At 57.9% G+C, this 18,728-nt stretch carries 19 protein-coding genes; 13 read left to right on the top strand and 6 right to left on the bottom strand.

Features of this window, described 5'->3' with window-relative positions:
- The first annotated feature begins 38 nt into the window (after nucleotides 1-38).
- Genes H4I99_RS18575 through H4I99_RS18565 form a run of 3 tightly spaced genes read left to right on the top strand, consistent with a single transcriptional unit; the run spans nucleotide 39 to nucleotide 3,408 of the window.
- A complete protein-coding gene (locus tag H4I99_RS18575; protein ID WP_163898143.1) occupies nucleotides 39-1,397 on the top strand; it encodes an NAD(P)/FAD-dependent oxidoreductase in 1,359 nt (452 codons plus the stop codon).
- Nucleotides 1,394-2,197, top strand: a complete 804-nt coding sequence (locus H4I99_RS18570) for a DUF1365 domain-containing protein (protein ID WP_163898140.1) — start codon at nucleotides 1,394-1,396, stop codon at nucleotides 2,195-2,197. The genes H4I99_RS18575 and H4I99_RS18570 overlap by 4 nt, the downstream gene beginning before the upstream one ends.
- Entirely contained in the window at nucleotides 2,194-3,408 is a 1,215-nt protein-coding gene (locus H4I99_RS18565) for an SAM-dependent methyltransferase (protein ID WP_163898137.1), read from the top strand. Before H4I99_RS18570 ends, H4I99_RS18565 begins: the two co-directional genes overlap by 4 nt.
- Before the next feature lie 5 nt (nucleotides 3,409-3,413).
- Here H4I99_RS18565 and H4I99_RS18560 read toward each other — a convergent pair whose 3' ends face one another.
- Complete coding sequence (locus H4I99_RS18560) at nucleotides 3,414-4,172, bottom strand: SDR family NAD(P)-dependent oxidoreductase (RefSeq protein WP_244625166.1); 759 nt, start codon at nucleotides 4,170-4,172, stop codon at nucleotides 3,414-3,416.
- 17 nt (nucleotides 4,173-4,189) lie between these two features.
- The gene (locus H4I99_RS18555; protein WP_244625165.1) at nucleotides 4,190-4,576 is read right to left on the bottom strand and encodes a hypothetical protein; all 387 of its coding nucleotides are present in this window, start codon (nucleotides 4,574-4,576) and stop codon (nucleotides 4,190-4,192) included.
- A gap of 323 nt (nucleotides 4,577-4,899) precedes the next feature.
- Between H4I99_RS18555 and H4I99_RS18550 the strand changes: the two genes are divergently transcribed.
- Nucleotides 4,900-5,577 carry a permease gene (locus tag H4I99_RS18550; protein WP_194362159.1) on the top strand — a complete coding sequence of 226 codons (678 nt, stop codon included), beginning with the start codon at nucleotides 4,900-4,902 and terminating at the stop codon, nucleotides 5,575-5,577.
- 168 nt (nucleotides 5,578-5,745) lie between these two features.
- On the opposite strand, the gene H4I99_RS18545 is transcribed toward H4I99_RS18550, so the two are convergent.
- On the bottom strand, nucleotides 5,746-6,537 hold the full coding sequence (locus tag H4I99_RS18545; protein WP_163898130.1) for an aldolase: 792 nt from the start codon (nucleotides 6,535-6,537) through the stop codon (nucleotides 5,746-5,748).
- A 17-nt stretch (nucleotides 6,538-6,554) separates the two neighbouring features.
- On the bottom strand, nucleotides 6,555-7,256 hold the full coding sequence (locus H4I99_RS18540; RefSeq protein ID WP_163898127.1) for a haloacid dehalogenase type II: 702 nt from the start codon (nucleotides 7,254-7,256) through the stop codon (nucleotides 6,555-6,557).
- 90 nt (nucleotides 7,257-7,346) lie between these two features.
- Here H4I99_RS18540 and H4I99_RS18535 point away from each other — a divergent pair, with 90 nt between their 5' ends.
- Complete coding sequence (locus H4I99_RS18535; RefSeq protein ID WP_163898125.1) at nucleotides 7,347-8,204, top strand: LysR substrate-binding domain-containing protein; 858 nt, start codon at nucleotides 7,347-7,349, stop codon at nucleotides 8,202-8,204.
- 98 nt (nucleotides 8,205-8,302) lie between these two features.
- On the opposite strand, the gene H4I99_RS18530 is transcribed toward H4I99_RS18535, so the two are convergent.
- Entirely contained in the window at nucleotides 8,303-9,229 is a 927-nt protein-coding gene (locus H4I99_RS18530; protein WP_163898122.1) for a LysR family transcriptional regulator, read from the bottom strand.
- Nucleotides 9,230-9,320: 91 nt separating this feature from the next.
- Between H4I99_RS18530 and H4I99_RS18525 the strand changes: the two genes are divergently transcribed.
- Nucleotides 9,321-10,337 (top strand): NADP-dependent oxidoreductase, encoded by a 1,017-nt coding sequence (locus H4I99_RS18525; protein ID WP_163898119.1) that lies wholly within the window; start codon nucleotides 9,321-9,323, stop codon nucleotides 10,335-10,337.
- Nucleotides 10,338-10,373: 36 nt separating this feature from the next.
- The gene (locus H4I99_RS18520; protein WP_342345165.1) at nucleotides 10,374-10,697 is read left to right on the top strand and encodes a putative quinol monooxygenase; all 324 of its coding nucleotides are present in this window, start codon (nucleotides 10,374-10,376) and stop codon (nucleotides 10,695-10,697) included.
- A 257-nt stretch (nucleotides 10,698-10,954) separates the two neighbouring features.
- On the opposite strand, the gene H4I99_RS18515 is transcribed toward H4I99_RS18520, so the two are convergent.
- Complete coding sequence (locus tag H4I99_RS18515) at nucleotides 10,955-12,175, bottom strand: ROK family transcriptional regulator (RefSeq protein WP_163898113.1); 1,221 nt, start codon at nucleotides 12,173-12,175, stop codon at nucleotides 10,955-10,957.
- A gap of 228 nt (nucleotides 12,176-12,403) precedes the next feature.
- On the opposite strand from H4I99_RS18515, the gene H4I99_RS18510 reads away from it, so the two are divergent.
- The 6 genes from H4I99_RS18510 (at nucleotide 12,404) to H4I99_RS18485 (ending at nucleotide 18,485) form a co-directional block, all read left to right on the top strand.
- Nucleotides 12,404-13,642: an extracellular solute-binding protein gene (locus tag H4I99_RS18510; RefSeq protein WP_163898110.1), complete on the top strand. Its 1,239-nt coding sequence runs from the start codon at nucleotides 12,404-12,406 to the stop codon at nucleotides 13,640-13,642.
- 68 nt (nucleotides 13,643-13,710) lie between these two features.
- Entirely contained in the window at nucleotides 13,711-14,592 is an 882-nt protein-coding gene (locus H4I99_RS18505; RefSeq protein ID WP_163898314.1) for a carbohydrate ABC transporter permease, read from the top strand.
- A complete protein-coding gene (locus H4I99_RS18500) occupies nucleotides 14,592-15,437 on the top strand; it encodes a carbohydrate ABC transporter permease (protein ID WP_163898108.1) in 846 nt (281 codons plus the stop codon). The genes H4I99_RS18505 and H4I99_RS18500 overlap by 1 nt, the downstream gene beginning before the upstream one ends.
- Nucleotides 15,434-16,456, top strand: coding sequence for an SIS domain-containing protein (locus H4I99_RS18495; protein ID WP_163898106.1), 1,023 nt, complete (start codon nucleotides 15,434-15,436; stop codon nucleotides 16,454-16,456). The genes H4I99_RS18500 and H4I99_RS18495 overlap by 4 nt, the downstream gene beginning before the upstream one ends.
- 5 nt (nucleotides 16,457-16,461) lie before the next feature.
- Nucleotides 16,462-17,397, top strand: coding sequence for a PfkB family carbohydrate kinase (locus tag H4I99_RS18490; RefSeq protein ID WP_163898103.1), 936 nt, complete (start codon nucleotides 16,462-16,464; stop codon nucleotides 17,395-17,397).
- Complete coding sequence (locus H4I99_RS18485) at nucleotides 17,394-18,485, top strand: ABC transporter ATP-binding protein (RefSeq protein WP_163898080.1); 1,092 nt, start codon at nucleotides 17,394-17,396, stop codon at nucleotides 18,483-18,485. The genes H4I99_RS18490 and H4I99_RS18485 overlap by 4 nt, the downstream gene beginning before the upstream one ends.
- Nucleotides 18,486-18,728 lie beyond the last annotated feature (243 nt).

Below are 18,728 nucleotides of genomic sequence, written 5' to 3'. Positions count from 1 at the left end.
CGTAAAGCTTCTCAAAGAATAGCTGGCGGGAGTGATAGATGGACACGTTGACGGGACGCAGGCAAGACACGGGAAGAGGCAAGGTAGCCGTAATCGGGGCCGGCATTTCAGGACTTTCTGCCGCGTGGCTCCTGTCTCGTTCGATGGACGTGACACTCTATGAAGAGGAAAACCGCGCCGGTGGCCATGCCAATACCGTCGAGGTTAGCGGCTCGAATGGACCGATCCCGGTCGATTGCGGTTTTATCGTCTTCAACGACCGGAATTATCCCAACCTTGTTGCAATGTTCGAGCATCTCGGCGTGGAGACGCGGACATCCGATATGTCGTTCTCCGCCTCACTCGACGGTGGCCACTTCGAATACTCTGGCTCGGGCATCGCCGGCCTGCTCAGCCAGAAAACCAATGTGCTGAAGCCACGTTTCTGGTCGATGGTTTCAGACATCATGCGCTTTTACAGAGAAGCACCGCGTATGCTCGAAACCGAAAACACCGCCGAGTTGACGTTGGGTGATTATCTCGAGCGAGAAAAATACGGTCCCGCCTTTATACGCGATCATCTGCTACCGATGGGTGCGGCGATCTGGTCGACCACTGCGAGTGACATGCGCTCGTACCCCCTAAAGGCCTTCCTGCGATTTTTCGTCAATCACGGCCTTCTCCTTCTGAAAGACAGGCCGGTATGGCGCACGGTGACACACGGCAGCCGCAGATATGTCCAGCGTATTCTCGATGATTTCAATGGCGAGCGGCGTTTCGGTTCTCCAGTCGTCGGCATCCGGCGTGATGCGTTCGGGGTGACCGTCACCTGTGCCAACGGTCTAACCGATCGCTTTGCCGAGGTGATTATCGCCACGCATGCCGACCGGGCACTGACCATGCTCACCGATGCGGACGACCGCGAGAATGCCCTGCTCGGAGCGTTCAGATATACCGATAACCTAGCTGTCGTTCATTCCGACACGCGTCTGATGCCGAAGCGGAAGGGAGCCTGGGCAAGCTGGAACTACGTTGCCGGCGAGGGCCACGGCGGCGATGTACCGCTTTGCGTCACCTACTGGATGAATCGTCTTCAGGGTATCGATCCCGCTCAGCCAGTGTTCGTGACCCTCAATCCTTGCATGGCAATCGACGAAAGCAAGGTTCATGGCCGCTTTCACTATACCCACCCGCTCTTCGACGCAGCTGCAATTGCGGCCCAGAAGGACATCTGGGGACTGCAAGGACGGCGCCGTACCTGGTTTTGCGGGGCCCACTTCGGAAGCGGGTTCCATGAGGACGGTCTTCAAGCAGGATTGGCCGTTGCAGAACAGCTCGGCGGCATCCGGCGACCTTGGACAGTCGCCGATGAATACGGCCGCATATTCATCGACGCTATGAAGGCGGTCGCAGAATGAACCCGGTTTCGGCAATCTTCTCAGGACATGTCATTCACCATCGGCGCCGGCCGAAGGTACACAGGCTTAATTACAGCGTTTTCTCCTTGCTGATTGATCTTGATGAAGCTGAGACACTTTCCAACAGCCTGAAGCTTTTCGGTTATAACCGGCCTGCGGTGTTCAGCTTCCATGACATCGACCACGGTCGCCAGGAGAAGGGCGGGTTGCGAGGCTGGGTGGAAGAAGAAGTGAGGAAAGCAGGCATTTCGATTGAGGGCATAGGTATATCGATACTCTGCTATCCTCGTATTTTCGGCTATGTCTTCAACCCGCTCACCGTTTATTTCTGTCATACGGAAGATGGCGCGCTCCGCGCGATCCTCTACGAAGTCTGCAACACCTTTCACGAACGGCACGCCTATATTATTCCGGTGGAGCTGAACGCAGGCGGTACCGTCCGCCATGAATGCGCCAAGGGCATGTATGTCTCGCCCTTCGTGCCCATGGATTGCCGTTACCGGTTCCGCATCGCGCCTCCGGATGAGACTGTGCTTATCGCCATCGATGAAGCTGACCACGATGGACCACTTCTTTTTGCTTCGTTTTCCGGCAAGCGTCGGCCGCTCACCGACCTCATGCTTGCGAGGATGCTCCTCGCTTATCCATTGATGACCCTGAAGATCATGGGCGCCATTCATTGGGAGGCGCTTCTCCTCTGGCTAAAGGGCGTGCCGGTCCACCGTCACCGAAAGGCGGACTCATCGCTCGCCTCCACCATCGTTACTGCCGGGAGTGCCATGAAGGAAAAAAAAGCATGAGCCATGCGGACCATTCCACCAACTCCATTATCAGCCAGTCGCACCCGTTCTGGCAGCGTATCATCTGCGGCTGGGCCAGACGCATTTCACATGGTCGTCTAACGCTGGTGTTCCCCGACGGCCAGGAGATGATTTGCGCCGGCCAGGAAGCAGGACCGGCGGCAACGCTGCGTCTGAAGTCCTCTCGTCCAGTATGGAAACTCTTGCGCTCCGGCAGCATCGGCTTCGCAGAATCTTATATGGATGGAGACTGGGAAAGTCCGGATGTCGCAGTATTGCTCGAACTCGCCCTTATCAACGAAGAGCACCTCAAGGACGTGATTGCCGCTCCGGTGATTAGCCGGATCTTTGCGCGTATTCGCCATAGACTTCGCCGCAATACCCGGTCCGGCAGTCGCCGCAACATTGCCTTCCATTACGACCTCGGCAATGCATTCTATTCCGCCTGGCTCGACGATACGATGACCTACTCCTCGGCGCTTTATCATCGCGATGACCTTTCGCTCGATGAGGCTCAGAAGGCGAAATATGATCGGATCATCGATGAACTTGCGATCGGTCCAGACGATCACGTTCTGGAGATAGGTTGCGGCTGGGGTGGGTTTGCCGAACGCGCCATCCGTCGCACCGGTTGTCGAGTAACAGGTTTGACGCTGTCTTCGGAACAGGCGAAGTTCGCAATCGAAAGGCTGGCAAAAGCCGGCCTTGCCGATAGGTCCGACATCCGCCTGGAAGACTATCGCGAGATCAGGGGCCGCTTCACCAAGATCGTATCCATCGAAATGTTCGAGGCAGTGGGCGAGGAAAACTGGCCGGTCTATTTCAGCCGAGTCCGCGAGCTTCTGTCCGATGGCGGCAAGGCCATTGTGCAGGTAATTACTATCGACGAAAGCCGTTTCGACTTTTATCGGCGCGGGGCAGACTTTATCCAGACCTATATTTTCCCCGGCGGCATGCTCCCCTCTGTTACCGCATTCGAAACTACCGCCACGAAAGCGGGGCTCGCCGTGACCGACCGCCTGCGCTTCGGTCGCGACTATGAACGCACGCTGCTGCTCTGGGACCGGGCCTTCACCGGCAATTGGCCCCGCATTCGATCACTCGGCTTCGATGAGCGGTTTCACCGCACCTGGCGCTACTACCTTCACTATTGCGCGGCCGGTTTCCGCACGGACCGGCTCGATGTCGTGCAGTTCACGCTGGAGAGGTGAAAGTCTCACCCCTGACGCAGCATTCGCCGTGTCAGGGCAAAGAAAAGCGGATAAGGCAACAGTCGCAACAGCTTAAGTCCAAATACCATCTGCCAGGGAAAGGCGATCTCAAAACTCCCTTTCCGCAACCCCTTGCAGATATGATCCGCTGCAGCTTCCGCACTGACGATGAAAGGCATGGGGAAGTCGTTGAGATCGGTGAGAGGCGTGCGCACGAAGCCGGGATTAACGATACTGACGGCAACGCCATGACGAGCCAGGTCAGGGGCCATCGCTTCCGCCAATGTGATCAGCGCCGATTTCGTCGCTCCGTAGACCCCGCCTCCCGGAAGGCCGGCATAGCCTGAAACCGATGCGACAAGCGCAATTCTTCCTCCGCCGTCTGCGATAAGGATGGGAATGACCGCCTCGAGGCAATGGGCGGTGCCAATCAGGTTGAGGTCGACCATACGCCGCATGGCGCTTGCATCGAAGGCGCTGGGCGTGTCGCGTGTATAGGTGCCTGCCGCCTGAACGAAGAGGGCAAGCGGTCCCATTTCCTGCCTGACCGCGGCTGAGATCTTGCTCACGGCTTCGGGATCGCAGATGTCCAGCGGGAAAACCTGAATGCAGCTACCCGCCTCCCGGGCCAGATCCGCAAGCGCATCCGCACGGCGAGCGCTCACGGCAACCCGCCAGCCATCACGCGCAAGCTTCAGCGCCAGCGCCCTGCCGATTCCTGAACTGGCACCGATGATCCAGGCTGTCTTTTGATTGTCGCTCATTTCCATGGCCTTCGGCATCAATCGCTAATGATCGCCGATCCCTTGGCGCCGTCATCGCGTACCCAAGTGATGCGATTTTTACCGGCGCCACGAATGCTAAAACAGAAAGTTCGCCCGTCATACCATGTGGGCCATTTCTGGCAGAGGCGGTTTGCATTCACCCACCAGCGCCCCTCTTCCTTCGGAGCGAACATCCTCGCCATGGAGAAGCTGGAAATATTGCCAGCGACCACACCGTTGGAGCGATAACGCAGAGGAAGCTGCAAGCCGAGAGATGTGTTCAACCGAACCGTTTTGCCCTCTATCAGTGTCTTTATCTCGCGACCATTCAAATCCTCAGCCTGAGCGGCGCCAATCGGCAGGATCAATAATGAAACCAGAAGCATTCGCATTGCGGCGGACAAGGTTTGCCTCCCGATTTTTTTCGTCGATCTCTATACGCCTGGGCGGCCCCGCTGGATCATCAGCGAAAGCCGGGCGACGCAGGAAAAGCCGATAATCGAAAAACGGTGCCCTGTGTGCGCGCCTGTTGTCCGCACACTCAGGAAAGTCTAGCAGAACTTTTTCACGCAATCGGTAATGTCAGCGAGAACACCGGCAATGCCCACGCTCTCCAGCCTGCGTTTGTATCTGCAACGGGCCTGCGCGCGTGACGCAACCGCTCAGCGCTGTTAATCATAACCATCGTGCATGTAAGGGCGCAGAGCTGGGGGGTAAAGTGGACTTCATGAAGCTGCTCAAATCGTTGGAGGAACTCCTCTACGAGCTAGTATCGTGGCTGCTGTTTTACCCGGTGACAATGTGGCGCTCTGTCATGAGACCGCTGAGTATGATGCGCTATGCGGACACAGAGCTCGCAGACAGACCTGAAGATCAATACGACGATACACTGAGCCCTCCCCTTTTCCTTCTGATTACGCTACTGCTTTCTCAGGGGCTGTCCGCTGCATTTCCGTCGGTTTTCGATCCAGCACTCGGAATAAAGGAATTTGGCTCGGATTCGAACCTTCTGATCGCACGCGGTGTAATTTTTGGAATTTACCCGCTGTCCATGGCGGTCACGCTCCTGCATCTAAAGAAAGTCAGGCTCACCCGGAATTCGCTTCGTCCTCCGTTTTTCAGCCAGTGCTACGTGGCGACGCCGTTCGTTTTTATCCTGGTACTTGGTTTCGATCTTTCATCCATGCCCCATGAGCAAGGTCTGTTACCTGGCTTGATAACAATTTCCCTTGCCACGATCTGGTACGCGCAAGCGCAGATCCGCTGGTTCAAACAGGACCTGGAGATTGGCACGATAAGAGCGACAGGTGTGTTCGCCGGCGCCTTTCTTTTTGCAACATTCGCCGTGCTGGCAGTCGCGACCCTGATCAGTTTGGAAGCCAGCAGCCTTCACGCTGGGACGTGACAAGAACCCGCCGGACGGGTCGTGACGCCGATATGGTTCGAGGCCGAGGGGAGGCTGTTAGGTCCGCCGCGAAATTGGAGAAAGCAGCGCAGGAGAGCTTGGCTGGGTATCGATGAACGGCGCAGACAGAACACACGAAGCCAGCATCCGACCCTTCCCATAAAGAAGTCAGTCACGATATTCCGGCTCTTGCCTGTCGAGAACTCGCCTGATGCTCTGCAGATGCATCCGGGCGCTTTCCGGGTCCCCCTTCCGCATCTGCCTTGCCGCTTGCAAGGCGATCTCGCGCGAGACAGGCAGGAGTTTGCGTCCGGTGCTCATCGCCTTCAACTGCACTTCTGCCGCTCGTTCCAGGTAATACAGGTCGTCCCATGCCTCCGCGATATTCGGCGCGCATACCATAACGCCATGATTTCTCATGAACAGGATATCCTTGTCGCCGAGAACAGCGGCGATCCTGTCGCCCTCGCGTTCATCCAGTGCCAGACCGTTATAGTCTTCATCGACCGCCACGCGACCGTAGAACTTGAGTGCCGTCTGTCCTGCCCACACGAGCGGTTCGCCCTCCACCATGCTGAGAGCCGTCGCGTTCGGCATATGGGTGTGAAAGGCAGCCCCCACGCGGGGCGACATCTTGTGCAGGCGAGCGTGGATGAAGAAAGCCGTTGCCTCCGGTTCACCATCCCCAGCCACCACGTTGCCTTCGAAATCGCAGATGAGCAACGACGATGCAGTTGCTTCTTGGAACGCCCAGCCGAGGCGATTGACGATGAAGAGATCGGGGTGGCCAGGTACTACGGCTGAAAAGTGATTGCAGATTCCTTCTTCAAGTCCGAGGCGTGCGGCCATACGAAGACAGGCTGCGACGTCCGTTCTCGCCTGCCATATTTCGTCCGTATCCAGCGAAATATTCCGCAGAGGAGCGGGCCGTGCTTTCGATATGTTGAGTTCGTGAGCCATTGCGTTTCCTCTACCTGTTACATCCAACCCGCTGCAGCAAGAACCGCGGGAACCTTGTCCAGCGTTGAGACGACTTCATTCGGACGGTAGTCCGGCAGCGGTTTGCGGCCTGTTCCTCGATCGACCCAAACTGCACGAAAACCAAGATCTCGCGCTGCGGTCAAGTCAAGATGCGGACTGGCGCAGATATGCACCAGATCGCCCATTTCGATACCGAGGCTATTCCAGGCATGGCGGAATATCTGTCCAGATGGCTTGTAAGCCCCAGCCTGCTCGGCGGTGATGATGCGATCGACATATCCCCCGAGCTGAGCGACGTTACCGTCGATGATCGCATCATCCGTGTTCGAAATAATCGCGAGGCGGAAGCCAGCAGACTTGAGCGCAGCAAGCGCTGCCACCACCTCTGGAAACGGAGGCATCTTTCCTATTGAAGACGTAAGAACCTGCGCATCGCCGGGTGCAAAGGATAGTCCAAACTCACGCATGGCCTTTTCCAACGCAAGCGCGCTGACTTCGGCAAAAGTCCGATGGGGACGCTCCCTCTCGAGGCTATGCTCGTAATGGTCGTAGACTGCGATGAAGGCGCTCTTGTCTATGTTGTCTCCCTTCGCAGAAAGGATTTTGTCCATAGCGGCGAGCAGCCCCTCGTCCCACTGAATCAGGGTTCCGTAGCAGTCGAAAGTCAACCAGGTTGGCGTGGGTCCGGCAAGTGTCATCGACGTCATCTCCTTCAATGAGGCCGATATTGACAAAACCCGTTTTAATTGAAAAATTAAATAACAGCATGTTCAAAAGTGGAAAATCGAATGACCTTCGGCTTCGACCTCGATCTCCTCAAGACCTTTGCTGCCGTAGTTGATTGCAACGGGTTTACGAAGGCGGCTGAGCGGGTCCATCTAACGCAATCCACGGTGAGCCAGCAGATCAAGAAGCTGGAGACGAACCTCGGCATATCTCTTCTGAAACGAGATAAGTCCGCAGGCGCGATCGAGACAACTGAGGCCGGCGAACTGCTCCTCAGTTATGCGCGAAAGATACTTGCAACAGCGGAAGAGGCCGCGGAGCTCATGCGCAAGCCTTCCGCGCCACGGACGGTGCGCCTGGGAGTTCCTGAGGACTTTGCTGGGCGGCGTCTGATCGATCTGTTATCGGGATTCTCCGTTGCATCACCTCAAATCCGGCTCGACACCGTCAGCGGATGGAGCATCGAGCTTCGCCGCCTGCTTGAAGCAGGTGAGATCGACTTGGCCCTGATCAAGCGGGAGCCTGAAGAGGGAGCGTGTATCGCGAGTTGGAGGGAAGAGCTGATTTGGGTGCAGAGCGCCACGCGCGCAGTAGAAACCGATCCGGTGCCTCTCGCCGTGTTTCCCGTTGGCTGCATATACCGGGATCGGGCCATTCGCACCATAGAACTCAGCGGCCGTCGCTGGAGGATCGCCTATACCAGCCAGGGCCTCATGGGCGTGCAGGCCGCGGTTGCCTCCGGCCTTGGCATTAGCCTCCTGCCATCCGATGCCGTTCTTCCCGAACACAGGCGGCTTGCAACATCGGAGGGCTTCGATGATCAGCCAGCATCGGAGATAGCCTTGATCAAAGGGCGGGCAAGCCTTTCTCCCGAAGCAAAGGCGCTTGGGATTTTTCTGGCAGAGAATCTGCGGCCCTAAAGCATAATCCAAGCTAAAGCGTCTCGCCGAAGCTGGCGCATATCCGGTCGCCTTGAGAGCAGTTCACGAACCCGACCTCGTGACTGCTGGAAAGAAGGTTAGTCGCTCACCGCCCTCCGCTCCTGAAAAGCCTCCTGCAAATAGCTGAGAAAGACACGCACCGCCGGGTTGGAGCGACGGCTTTGTGGCCAGACAGCTGTGATATTGTCCCGCTCGACCGCGTAGTCGGACAACACCGGCACTAATTCCCCCCGCGCCACATAGGGAGCAGCGACAAAGCTCGCGCTGATACCGATACCACCGCCGGCAACAAGCGTGGCGATCAGTGCTTCGCTGGCGTCTACAGCAATGCCTGACGCCGGCACCATCTCGATATCGCGATCACCGATTCGGAAAGGCCAGGGCATCACATGGCCGGTGCTTTGATAACGCAGGTTCACCGTCTCGTGCACCTGCAATTCATTTGGATGGTAAGGGGTACCCCGCGCAGCCAGATAGGCCGGGGATGCGTAACAACACATGAGATGGCGAGCCAATTTTCGTGACAAAAGACGTGTATCCGCGAGATTGCCGATCCGTACCGCGACATCTATTCCTTCCTCAACGAGATCGACGAACTGGTCGTTGAGACGCAAATCGACCATTACCTCGGGATGGCGCCTTCGAAATTCCGGCAAGGCCGGAGCAATCACATGAATGCCAATCGGCATGGAGGCTGCGACCCGCAGGGTACCTGATGGTTCTGCACGCGCGGCCTTCGCCAACTGCTCGATTTCCTCCGCCGCCCGTAGCAACAGCAGCGCACGTTCATGCAAATCGCGCCCCTCAGGAGTGAGCTTCAGCGAACGTGTGGTCCGGGTAAAGAGAGAAACACCGAGATTCTGTTCCAGTCGCTGGATGCTCTTGCTGACCGCTGACGGTGAAATCGCCAGCGATCGTGCGGCAGCCGTGTAACTCCCCATCGATCCAGCCCGGGCGAAAGCGATCAGACCTGTCAGCCGTTCAAGCGCAATTTGTTCCTTCATGGCACTATTAAAACAATATTCCGCACGATTATCAATTTCATGTTTTCGCGCGATATCTCCTTCAGCACGATTTTGCTGAAGGAGCGGACAAATGATGAATGCTATGAAAGCTGTTCGCCTACACGCGTTTGGCGGCCCGGAAGTATTGCGTTATGAGGATGCTCCCAGGCCCGCCCTAGCGCAGGGGGAGGTCTTGGTGCGCGTCCATGCGATCGGTCTGAATCCGCCGGATTGGTACCTTAGGGATGGTTACCGGTCTCTACCGCCCGAGTGGCAGCCACGTCCCACATTCCCGCTTATTCTTGGATCGGACGTGTCAGGTATTGTCGAGGAAATTGGCGACAATGTCACGGATTTCAACGTCGGCGATGAGGTGTACTCGATGGTACGCTTCCCTTCCAATGTCATGGAAGGCAGCAAGGCCTATGCTGAATATGTTAGCGTACCCGCGTCGGAACTGGCGAGAAAGCCGGCAGGCATCGATCATGTTCACGCTGCCGGCGCCCCAATGTCGCTGCTTACCGCCTGGCAGTTTCTGATCGACCTGGGCCACGAGGAAATCAATCCATTCCAAGCCCACAAACATGTTCCATCGCCGCTGCAAGGTCGAACGGTTCTGGTAAACGGGGCTGGCGGCGGCGTGGGACATCTGGCCGTACAACTCGCCAAGTGGAAGGGCGCACGCGTTATCGCAGTTGCGTCCGGCAAGAATGAGAGGCTGATGTGCGATCTCGGCGCAGACCAGTTCATCGATCATACGCAGTCGATGGCGCACGAAATGGTAAGCGACATCGACATCGTCCTTGATGCAGTAGGAGGACAGGACACCGGCCGTTTTCTCCGCACCTTGAAGCGGGGCGGCGCGCTATTTCCAGTGTATCCCCTGGGCTTCACCGATCACGAAGAAGCTGAAAAATTAGGTATCATTGTTTCGACGACCCAGGTCCGTTCCAGCGGCGCGCAGTTGGCCGAGACCGCCCGACTACTCGATGACGGTGCCATTCGAATAGTCATCGACAGCACGTTCCCGCTCGCGGAGGCTGCCAGAGCACACCAGCGGGCCGAGCGCGGAAGCATCCAGGGCAAAATCGTCCTCACCGTCGAATAACTCAAACACGAAAAATCCGTCTCGCCGCGGAGATCCATGAACCATAGGGATACGGCAATGCTGATCTTAACGGGATATGTACACGTCGCGCCGGTCGATATAGACGATTTTCTTGCCGACATTCAGGCGCTTACACGTAGCGTTAGGCGACGAGAGGGTAACCTGCTCTATGCCGTTGCCATGGACGATCGAGACATAGGGCGATTGCTTGTCGTCGAGCGATGGCGGGATCAGGCATCTCTCAGCACCCATCTTAATGCGTCCGAAACAGTGGAATTCGTTGCCCGATGGCAGGGTCGCATGACAGCGGAGATTCTGAAATACGACGCTACCAATGAACGGCCTCTCATGGATAAATGAGTGGTAGACGCAAGAGCCTGATTTCGGCCGCCAGTGACGGCCGTGGCATTATGCCTTGCAGCTTCTGCGACCGATTGAGGTGGATTATATCCGCATCAAGGTAGTTGGCAGAAACCCGTGACACCGGTGCAGCCCTGTTCGGGGCACCATGCGGATAGACCAACGGCCCACATCCAGCATCTCGCAGCCCCCCCCTTGGCCGGTCGATTGAGCAACTGGCAGATGCAGCGTGCTCGGCTCGTCCCCGCTGCATGGTCTCAAGCGACGAACCCCGCACGCGTCTTCAGAATGGCAGAGAAGCGCGGATCGAATGTGCGACCGATCGGCTCGGCGGCGGCGCCGACCGCCACGGCCCAGGGATCGGTAAAGCCGAGTTGAAGCCGGGGAAATGTGCGGTCGCGCCGTTCCGCGATCGACGGAAGCAGAGGATCGAGGGACTGCATCAGGAGACGCGCAAGCGTTTCCGGCAAACTCCCGCACAGAATAATCGTTTGCGGATCGAAGATGGTTTCGCTCATCTGGATCGTCGCGCGCAGATCCGCCGCGGCGCCCCCCACCCATTCGAGCAGTGTTGGGTTCATCATCGCTACGGCATCCGTGATCCTGCCATACAGGTCGTCAACGGCTGGATCTATATCCATAGCCTTGCAGAGTGAGGCGATGGAGGTGCGATGCTCAAGCGGAGAAAGTCTTCCTTCGGGGCGGGCGGTAAGAACCATGCCGATTTCGCCCGCGTTACCATTCGCGCCGCGATAAAGATCCCCGTCAAGGATAAGACCGGCGCCAAGGCCATAACCGAGATAGAGACATATGGCGTGGTCGATCCCGTTGGCTGCGCCGATCATTTTTTCCGCCGTGGCTGCTGCTGCTGCGTCATTCTGAAGCGCAACATCCAATCCGGTGCCCACGGCAAGCGTCTCGAGCAATGGAAAATTCTGCCATGCGCTCATCATCCAGGGATCGTCGTCGACCGTCTCGATACCGAAAGGCCCAGGCATCGCCACGCCAAGTCCAACGAGGCGCTCTTCAGAATGGGTAGCGATCTTCGCCAGTTCCCTGCGCGTTTTCTCCACGAGATCGAGCACTGTTTTTACGCCGGCCGACGGGCCACCTTGAGGCAGGCTGGCGGCAAAGCGGACCAAAACAGTTCCGACAAGATCAACTGCGATGGAGCGAGTGACATGGCGATCGATCTGCAAGCCGATGGCATAGGCGCCCTCCGGCACAAGCCTGTAGGGCGTCGAAGGCTGGCCGCGCCCGCTACGCACGGCGGTCAGCGACACGACAAGACCATCGCGTTCCAGTTCATCCACGATGTTCGATACCGTCTGTTTCGTCAATGCCGTCGCGCGCGCCAGGTCGGCACGTGACAATTGCCCGTTCAACCGAAGAGCTTCCACGATCACGCGCCGGTTATGCGCGCTCGCACCTTCCAGATTCGTCCCGCGTTTGGCGCGGATGGGGCGGACATTATTCATCGGAGATTTCCTCTTGACACGTTTAGATTATCGAACAATAAATAAGTCAAGACAATTGACTTAATGAAGCCAAAGAAGCTTCCGGGGAACAAATCGGAAAACGGCGAGCGCCGAATCCACTCGTTTCGATCGATATGTCGACGGCTGCCGCAAAGAGCGGCGGAAATTTCAGCGCCGGACGACGCCAAGCGTCCCGGCCATCGAATCTGATCGCCAATGGAGGGCAAGATGTTGAAGAACACGCATAAACTGCTGATCGGAACCGGCTTCGCCGCGCTGTCATTCGCAAGCAGTGCTTTCGCAGAGACGACGCTGAACGCGCTTTTTATGGCGCAGGCGGCCTATAGCGAGGACGATGTCCGCGCCATGACGGAAGCTTTTACGAAAGCCAACCCGGACATCAAGGTGAACCTCGAATTCGTCCCTTACGAAGGCCTGCATGACAAGACCGTGCTGGCCCAGGGATCCGGCGGCGGTTACGACGTCGTGCTGTTCGACGTGATCTGGCCGGCTGAATACGCAAGCAACAACGTTCTTGTCGATATCTCCGACCGCATTACCGACGATATGAAGAAAGGCATCCTGCCGGGGGCGTGGACCACGGTCCAATATAGCGGCAAGAGCTACGGCATGCCCTGGATTCTCGATACGAAGTATATGTTCTACAACAAGGACATCCTCGAAAAGGCCGGCATCAAGGCGCCGCCCCGCACATGGGACGAACTTGCGGAGCAAGCCAAGATCATCAAGGACAAGGGGTTGCTTTCAACGCCGATCGCCTGGAGTTGGTCTCAGGCGGAAGCGGCAATCTGCGACTACACCACTCTCGTCAGTGCTTATGGCGGCGACTTCCTCAAGGACGGAAAGCCTGATTTCCAGACCGGTGGCGGGCTCGACGCTTTGAACTATATGGTGGCGAGCTATAATTCCGGCCTGACCAATCCGAACTCCAAGGAATTCCTGGAAGAGGATGTCCGCAAGGTATTCCAGAATGGCGAAGCCGCTTTTGCCCTCAACTGGACCTATATGTACAACATGGCCAACGATCCCAAGGAAAGCAAGGTAGCGGGGAAAGTGGGCATTGTTCCCGCACCGGGCGTCACCGGCAAGAGCGAGGTGTCCGCAGTCAACGGTTCAATGGGACTCGGCGTCACGACCACCAGCAAGCATCCTGAGGAAGCCTGGAAGTACATCGTCCACATGACTTCCCAGCCCGTGCAGAATGAATATGCGAAACTCAGCCTGCCCATATGGGCTTCATCGTATGAGGACCCGGCCGTGACGAAGGGTCAGGAAGAGCTTATCGCCGCTGCCAAGCTCGGCCTTGCCGCCATGTATCCTCGCCCCACCACTCCGAAGTATCAGGAACTGTCCACGGCCCTGCAGCAGGCCATACAGGAAGCGCTTCTGGGGCAATCCTCGGCAGAGGATGCGCTAAAGACGGCTGCTGAAAACAGCGGCCTGTGATCCGACCACTTTCCGTCACCATCCCTGGGATGATGACGGAAACTCCTCCCTGATCAAGGAACTGCATGATGCCGGGCACATGGATGACAACTCGGGCATGGCTGCTCATGCTGCCATTGCTTGTAGTAATGACCGCCGTGATCGGCTGGCCTCTGTTCGATACCGTTCGGTTGTCTCTTACCGACGCCAAGCTGGTCGGCACCGAGGGAACATTTGTGGGCTTCGCCAACTATGCCAAGTTGATCGGGAACGCCGGTTTCCAACGGGCGCTTGTTACCACGACATTCTTTGCGGTCATATCTGTCGCCGTGGAGATGGTTCTTGGCGTGCTGACGGCCCTTTTACTCAATCAGCCATTCCATGGACGAACTGTCCTGCGCGCCCTTCTCATTCTGCCCTGGGCGCTACCAACGGTGGTCAACGCCACGTTATGGCGCCTCATCTACAATCCGGAATACGGTGCGCTCAACGCAGCATTGACCCAGATCGGCCTGCTTGACGCATATCGTTCCTGGTTGGGCGAACCCGGGCTGGCGCTTGCCGCGCTCATTGTCGCTGACTGCTGGAAGAATTTTCCGCTTGTGGCGCTCATCGCACTTGCCGCCTTGCAGGCTGTACCGCGCGATATCACTGCAGCGGCGCTTGTCGACGGTGCCGGCGCATTCAACCGTTTCCGCCACGTGACGCTTCCCTATCTCGTTGGCCCGCTTCTGGTGGCTCTGGTTCTGCGAACCATAGAAGCTTTCAAGGTCTTTGACATCATATGGATCATGACACGCGGCGGGCCGGCCAACAGTACCCGGACGCTGTCCATCCTCGTCTATCAGGAAGCCTTTTCATTCCAAAGAGCAGGATCGGGTGCATCGCTGGCGCTCATTGTCACCCTGATCGTGACATTGCTCGCCGTTGTCTATGGCACCCTGGTGCGCAAAACTGCGGGAGCGGCGTGATGGAAAGACAAAGCCGTGCCTTCTCGATCTTTGTCCATTGTGCGGCCTTGCTGCTTGCAGCCGTCATTCTGGCACCGATCGCCTGGCTCTTCATCATGAGCATTTCCTCTTCGACCGACCTTTCGTCACGGCCACTGCACTGGTGGCCTGATACGATCGACCTGTCGCGCTATGCCACGCTCCTGACGTCCGTAACGAACAGCGCGGGCGCAGCTTTCACGGCAGCACTTGTCAACAGCTTGACGGTATCAGGCCTCGCAACGATCGCGGCCATGGCGATTGCGGTTCCCGCCGCCTGGGCGGTATCGCGTACGCCCTCCGTATCTTGGTCGCTGCACGCGGTCATCGCCACCTACATGTTGCCGCCGGTAGCGCTGTCGGTCCCGCTCTACATGGCGTTGGCGGCCCTGGGCCTGCTGAACTCCGTGTTCGGGCTGGCGTTGATCTACTTGACGATCCTTGCGCCCTTCACCACATGGCTTCTGAAGTCGGGCTTTGATTCCATCCCGCGTGAGATTGAAAGCGCGGCGATGATGGATGGCGCGCGTCTTGACCAGATACTGCGGCTCATCACGTTGCCCCTTGCTGCCCCGGTTCTCGCCACATCCGCTCTCTTCGCCTTTTTGCTGGCCTGGGACGAATTCTTCTACGCGCTGCTTTTCACGTCCGACATGCGCGCCAAAACCCTCACCGTCGCCATCGCGGATCTCGCCGGCGGCCGTGTCTCCGACTACGGATTGATCGCAACGGCCGGTGTCATTGCCGCCCTACCGCCCGTGCTGATCGGCCTTCTCATGCAACGAGCCCTGATTTCGGGGCTTACCAGCGGCGGCGTTAAAGGTTGAACATGACAGATATTTCCAATCGGCCGGCAGGGCTTGTTGCAATCGACCGCGAGATGGCTCGACAGCATGCCGATGCTCTTGCCTCATTCGAGGCGAATGCGGAAGCAGGCCGAAAGATCGCTGCCTCGTTGAAGGCCACCGGGCGCCTCTTGCTTCTTGGCATGGGCGGCTCCCATGCCGTCAGCCGCGCCGTGGAGCCGCTTTACCGGTCGCTCGGCATTGAAGCCGTGGCACTGCCATTATCTGAGCAGCTGGGCCAACCGTTGCCGCTCGCCGGCAAGACCATTCTCGTCACGTCCCAATCCGGCGAAAGCGCCGAAGTCATACGCTGGTTTTCTGAGACCGGCGGGACACCGGACACCTTCGGCCTCACGATGGAAGGCAGTTCCTCCCTCGCCCGTTCCACCACATCCCTGGTAGGCCTCGGAGGAACCGAACTGGCCTTCGCCGCAACCCGCAGCCTGACGATTACCTTCGCCCTGCATCTTGCCATTCTTGCTGGGCTCGGCCTCGATCCTTCCTCGGCCCTGCAGGCGCTCAAGACACCGCAGACACCGGACATCGATGCGGCTCTGGCAAGCTTTGCCGATGTCGACGTGATCGTCACATCGGGGCGGCGGTTGCAGGGGCTCGCCGAAGCGATCGCGCTTGGCCTGACCGAGTTGTCGCGAATGCCCTGCTTCTCTCTCGAAGGCGGACAGCTTCGTCACGGCCCCATGGAAATGCTCGGCCCGAAAGTTGGCGTGGTCCTCTTCCGCGCGGATGACGCTACAGCGCCACTCGTCGCAGCCATGGCAACCTCGGCCGCCGAGGCGGGCTCGCCCGTCATCATCTTCGATGCATCGGGCCTTCCCCCGATCGAAGGCATCAAGACCGTCGCATTCCCATCAGCGAACGGCATGACGGCGATCCTCGCGATGCTGCCGGTCGCGCAAAGCTTCATGGTGGCTTTCGCCGACGCGCGCACCCCGAATGCAGGAACCCCCTTGCGTTCCTCCAAAATCACTCGCAGCGAGTAAACCGAATGCGTCCACTTGCCGCCATCGGCAACGTCAATGTCGATCTCATTCTCGGTCCCGCAGCCCCTTGGCCCAAAGTGGGCACGGAAATCATCGTAGATCATTACGAACTCCGGGTTGGCGGCTGCGCCGGCAACAATGCGCTCGTATGGGACGCGCTCGGCGTGGACTATTGCGTCGCCGCAAGCGTCGGAAATGATCAGTTCGGAACATGGTTGCTGCAGAGCTTTGGCGAAAAGGCGAAGGCATGGCCGGTCGAACAGACCGGAACGACCCTGTCGATCGGCATCACGCATCCTGACGGAGAGCGGACCTTCTTCACCACTCGCGGGCATCTGCCGGTGTTTCGTCTCGCTTCCGTATTCGACATACTCGATGGAGAGTCCTTGCGGGGCGGATATATGCTGTTGTCGGGCGCATTCCTGATGGATGCGCTCGCGGAAGAATACGACCGTCTTTTCGACTGGACGGATGCCCACGATATCGCTGTCGCTCTCGATACGGGCTGGCCCATGGAAGGCTGGAATGAGGACAACAAGCGCCGGACAACGAACTGGCTGCGGCGCTGCCGCCTTGCGCTCTTCAACGAAATCGAGACCACAACGCTCACCGGTATTTCGGACCCGGTCGAAGCCGGGCGGAAGCTGAAAACCATCATGCCTGACGATGCCATCGTTATCGTGAAGCGCGGCGCCGATGGGGCAACGGTTCTCGATCCATCCGGCACTGTCATTGGCGCTGAAGCGCGGGCGGTTACTGTCGTAGACACGATCGGTGCCGGTGACGTCTTCAACGCCGCCTTTCTTGCGGCGCTGGCAGCTGGCCTGCCACTCAAAACCTGTCTTTCGACCGGCGTTGCCGTCGCTACAGAGGCAATCTCAACCTTGCCTCGCAGTTACGGCGATCTTCCGTCAGCCATACTTCAGGACAACAGACCATGAGTGCACTCGAAATCCGGGGAATTCGCAAGCATTACGGCGACTTGCAGACATTGAAGGGTATAGACATCGCGCTTGAGAGCGGGGAATTCCTCGTTCTCCTGGGATCGTCTGGCTGCGGCAAGTCCACACTTCTCAGCATCATCGCCGGCCTTGCCGAACCCACAGCCGGAGACGTGACGATCAACGGACGCTCCATCCTGTCGGCCCACCCCAAGGACCGCGACATTGCCATGGTGTTCCAGTCCTACGCGCTCTATCCGAACATGAGCGTCGCGCGTAACATCGGATTCGGGCTGGAGATGCGCAAGACGCCGGCAAGCGAGCGCGAAAAGGCCGTGCTGGAAACAGCGAAACTTCTGCAGATCGAAAATCTTCTCGACCGCAAACCGGCACAGCTTTCTGGCGGCCAGCGTCAACGTGTGGCCATCGGCCGAGCGCTGGTCCGCAATCCCCGCGTATTCCTCTTCGATGAACCCCTGTCCAATCTCGACGCGAAACTGCGCATGGAAATGCGCACGGAGATCAAGCGGCTGCACCAGATGCTGAAGACGACAGTCGTCTACGTCACGCACGATCAGATCGAAGCGATGACGCTCGCCACGCGTATCGCCGTCATGAAGGACGGGCGCATCGAACAACTCGGCACCCCGGAAGAAATCTACAACCAGCCAGAAACGCTTTACGTCGCGGGGTTCGTCGGCTCGCCGCCAATGAACATCCTCGATGCGATGGTTGTGGATGGCGGAGTGCGGATAGACGGCTTGGAGGAGATAATCCCGCTTCCCCCGCGCTTTGAAGGCTCCATTGGCAGAGGTCAAGCCGTGAAACTCGGTATTCGCCCCGAGGCACTGAAAATATCTCCTGCTTCACCAGGGCAGGTTTCTTTGCCCGTACGGGTTTCTGTGGTTGAACTTACCGGACCCGAGAAGGTCGTCACGGCGCAGGTGGCAAATCGTTTCATCACCGCCTGCCTTCCGGCAAATGCATCTGTGCATCCGGAGAGCGAATGTAACTTCTCCATCGATCTCGATGCCTTGCACGTTTTTGATCAAACCACAGGCCGGACTATGGCACGTCAGAGATCGTGAATTCGATCCATCTCTGCTCTAACCGGACAGAACATCACCATGCTGAACGCGTTTTCGCCAATAGCTCAATAACAGCCTAAGCGTTGACCGCCATGGCTGGATTGATCAACATGATGGTGGCACTGACGCCCAAAAGTGCCGCATCGACCCGCATGCCGCAGACAAGTGTCCATCGACATATTTCTCCAATTTGCCATGCGAGCAAAACGAAGACGCCGTAAAATCGTTCCGGAACACCAGGAC

This window comes from Paenirhizobium daejeonense, assembly GCF_014280875.1.
GTDB classification, from domain to species: Bacteria; Pseudomonadota; Alphaproteobacteria; order Rhizobiales; family Rhizobiaceae; genus Allorhizobium; species Allorhizobium daejeonense.
The sequence above is the reverse complement of the archived record's forward strand: the minus strand, read 5'-3'. Positions and strand labels throughout refer to the sequence as shown.

What these genes read in the sequence shown, in the direction of transcription:
- H4I99_RS18575 (WP_163898143.1), top strand. Translation starts at nt 39, where the DNA reads ATGGACACGTTGACGGGACGCAGGCAAGACACGGGAAGAGGCAAGGTA.
- H4I99_RS18570 (WP_163898140.1), top strand. Translation starts at nt 1,394, where the DNA reads ATGAACCCGGTTTCGGCAATCTTCTCAGGACATGTCATTCACCATCGG.
- H4I99_RS18565 (WP_163898137.1), top strand. Translation starts at nt 2,194, where the DNA reads ATGAGCCATGCGGACCATTCCACCAACTCCATTATCAGCCAGTCGCAC.
- H4I99_RS18560 (WP_244625166.1), bottom strand. Translation starts at nt 4,172, where the DNA reads ATGAGCGACAATCAAAAGACAGCCTGGATCATCGGTGCCAGTTCAGGA.
- H4I99_RS18550 (WP_194362159.1), top strand. Translation starts at nt 4,900, where the DNA reads ATGAAGCTGCTCAAATCGTTGGAGGAACTCCTCTACGAGCTAGTATCG.
- H4I99_RS18545 (WP_163898130.1), bottom strand. Translation starts at nt 6,537, where the DNA reads ATGGCTCACGAACTCAACATATCGAAAGCACGGCCCGCTCCTCTGCGG.
- H4I99_RS18540 (WP_163898127.1), bottom strand. Translation starts at nt 7,256, where the DNA reads ATGACACTTGCCGGACCCACGCCAACCTGGTTGACTTTCGACTGCTAC.
- H4I99_RS18535 (WP_163898125.1), top strand. Translation starts at nt 7,347, where the DNA reads ATGACCTTCGGCTTCGACCTCGATCTCCTCAAGACCTTTGCTGCCGTA.
- H4I99_RS18530 (WP_163898122.1), bottom strand. Translation starts at nt 9,229, where the DNA reads ATGAAGGAACAAATTGCGCTTGAACGGCTGACAGGTCTGATCGCTTTC.
- H4I99_RS18525 (WP_163898119.1), top strand. Translation starts at nt 9,321, where the DNA reads ATGATGAATGCTATGAAAGCTGTTCGCCTACACGCGTTTGGCGGCCCG.
- H4I99_RS18520 (WP_342345165.1), top strand. Translation starts at nt 10,374, where the DNA reads ATGAACCATAGGGATACGGCAATGCTGATCTTAACGGGATATGTACAC.
- H4I99_RS18515 (WP_163898113.1), bottom strand. Translation starts at nt 12,175, where the DNA reads ATGAATAATGTCCGCCCCATCCGCGCCAAACGCGGGACGAATCTGGAA.
- H4I99_RS18510 (WP_163898110.1), top strand. Translation starts at nt 12,404, where the DNA reads ATGTTGAAGAACACGCATAAACTGCTGATCGGAACCGGCTTCGCCGCG.
- H4I99_RS18505 (WP_163898314.1), top strand. Translation starts at nt 13,711, where the DNA reads ATGCCGGGCACATGGATGACAACTCGGGCATGGCTGCTCATGCTGCCA.
- H4I99_RS18500 (WP_163898108.1), top strand. Translation starts at nt 14,592, where the DNA reads ATGGAAAGACAAAGCCGTGCCTTCTCGATCTTTGTCCATTGTGCGGCC.
- H4I99_RS18490 (WP_163898103.1), top strand. Translation starts at nt 16,462, where the DNA reads ATGCGTCCACTTGCCGCCATCGGCAACGTCAATGTCGATCTCATTCTC.
- H4I99_RS18485 (WP_163898080.1), top strand. Translation starts at nt 17,394, where the DNA reads ATGAGTGCACTCGAAATCCGGGGAATTCGCAAGCATTACGGCGACTTG.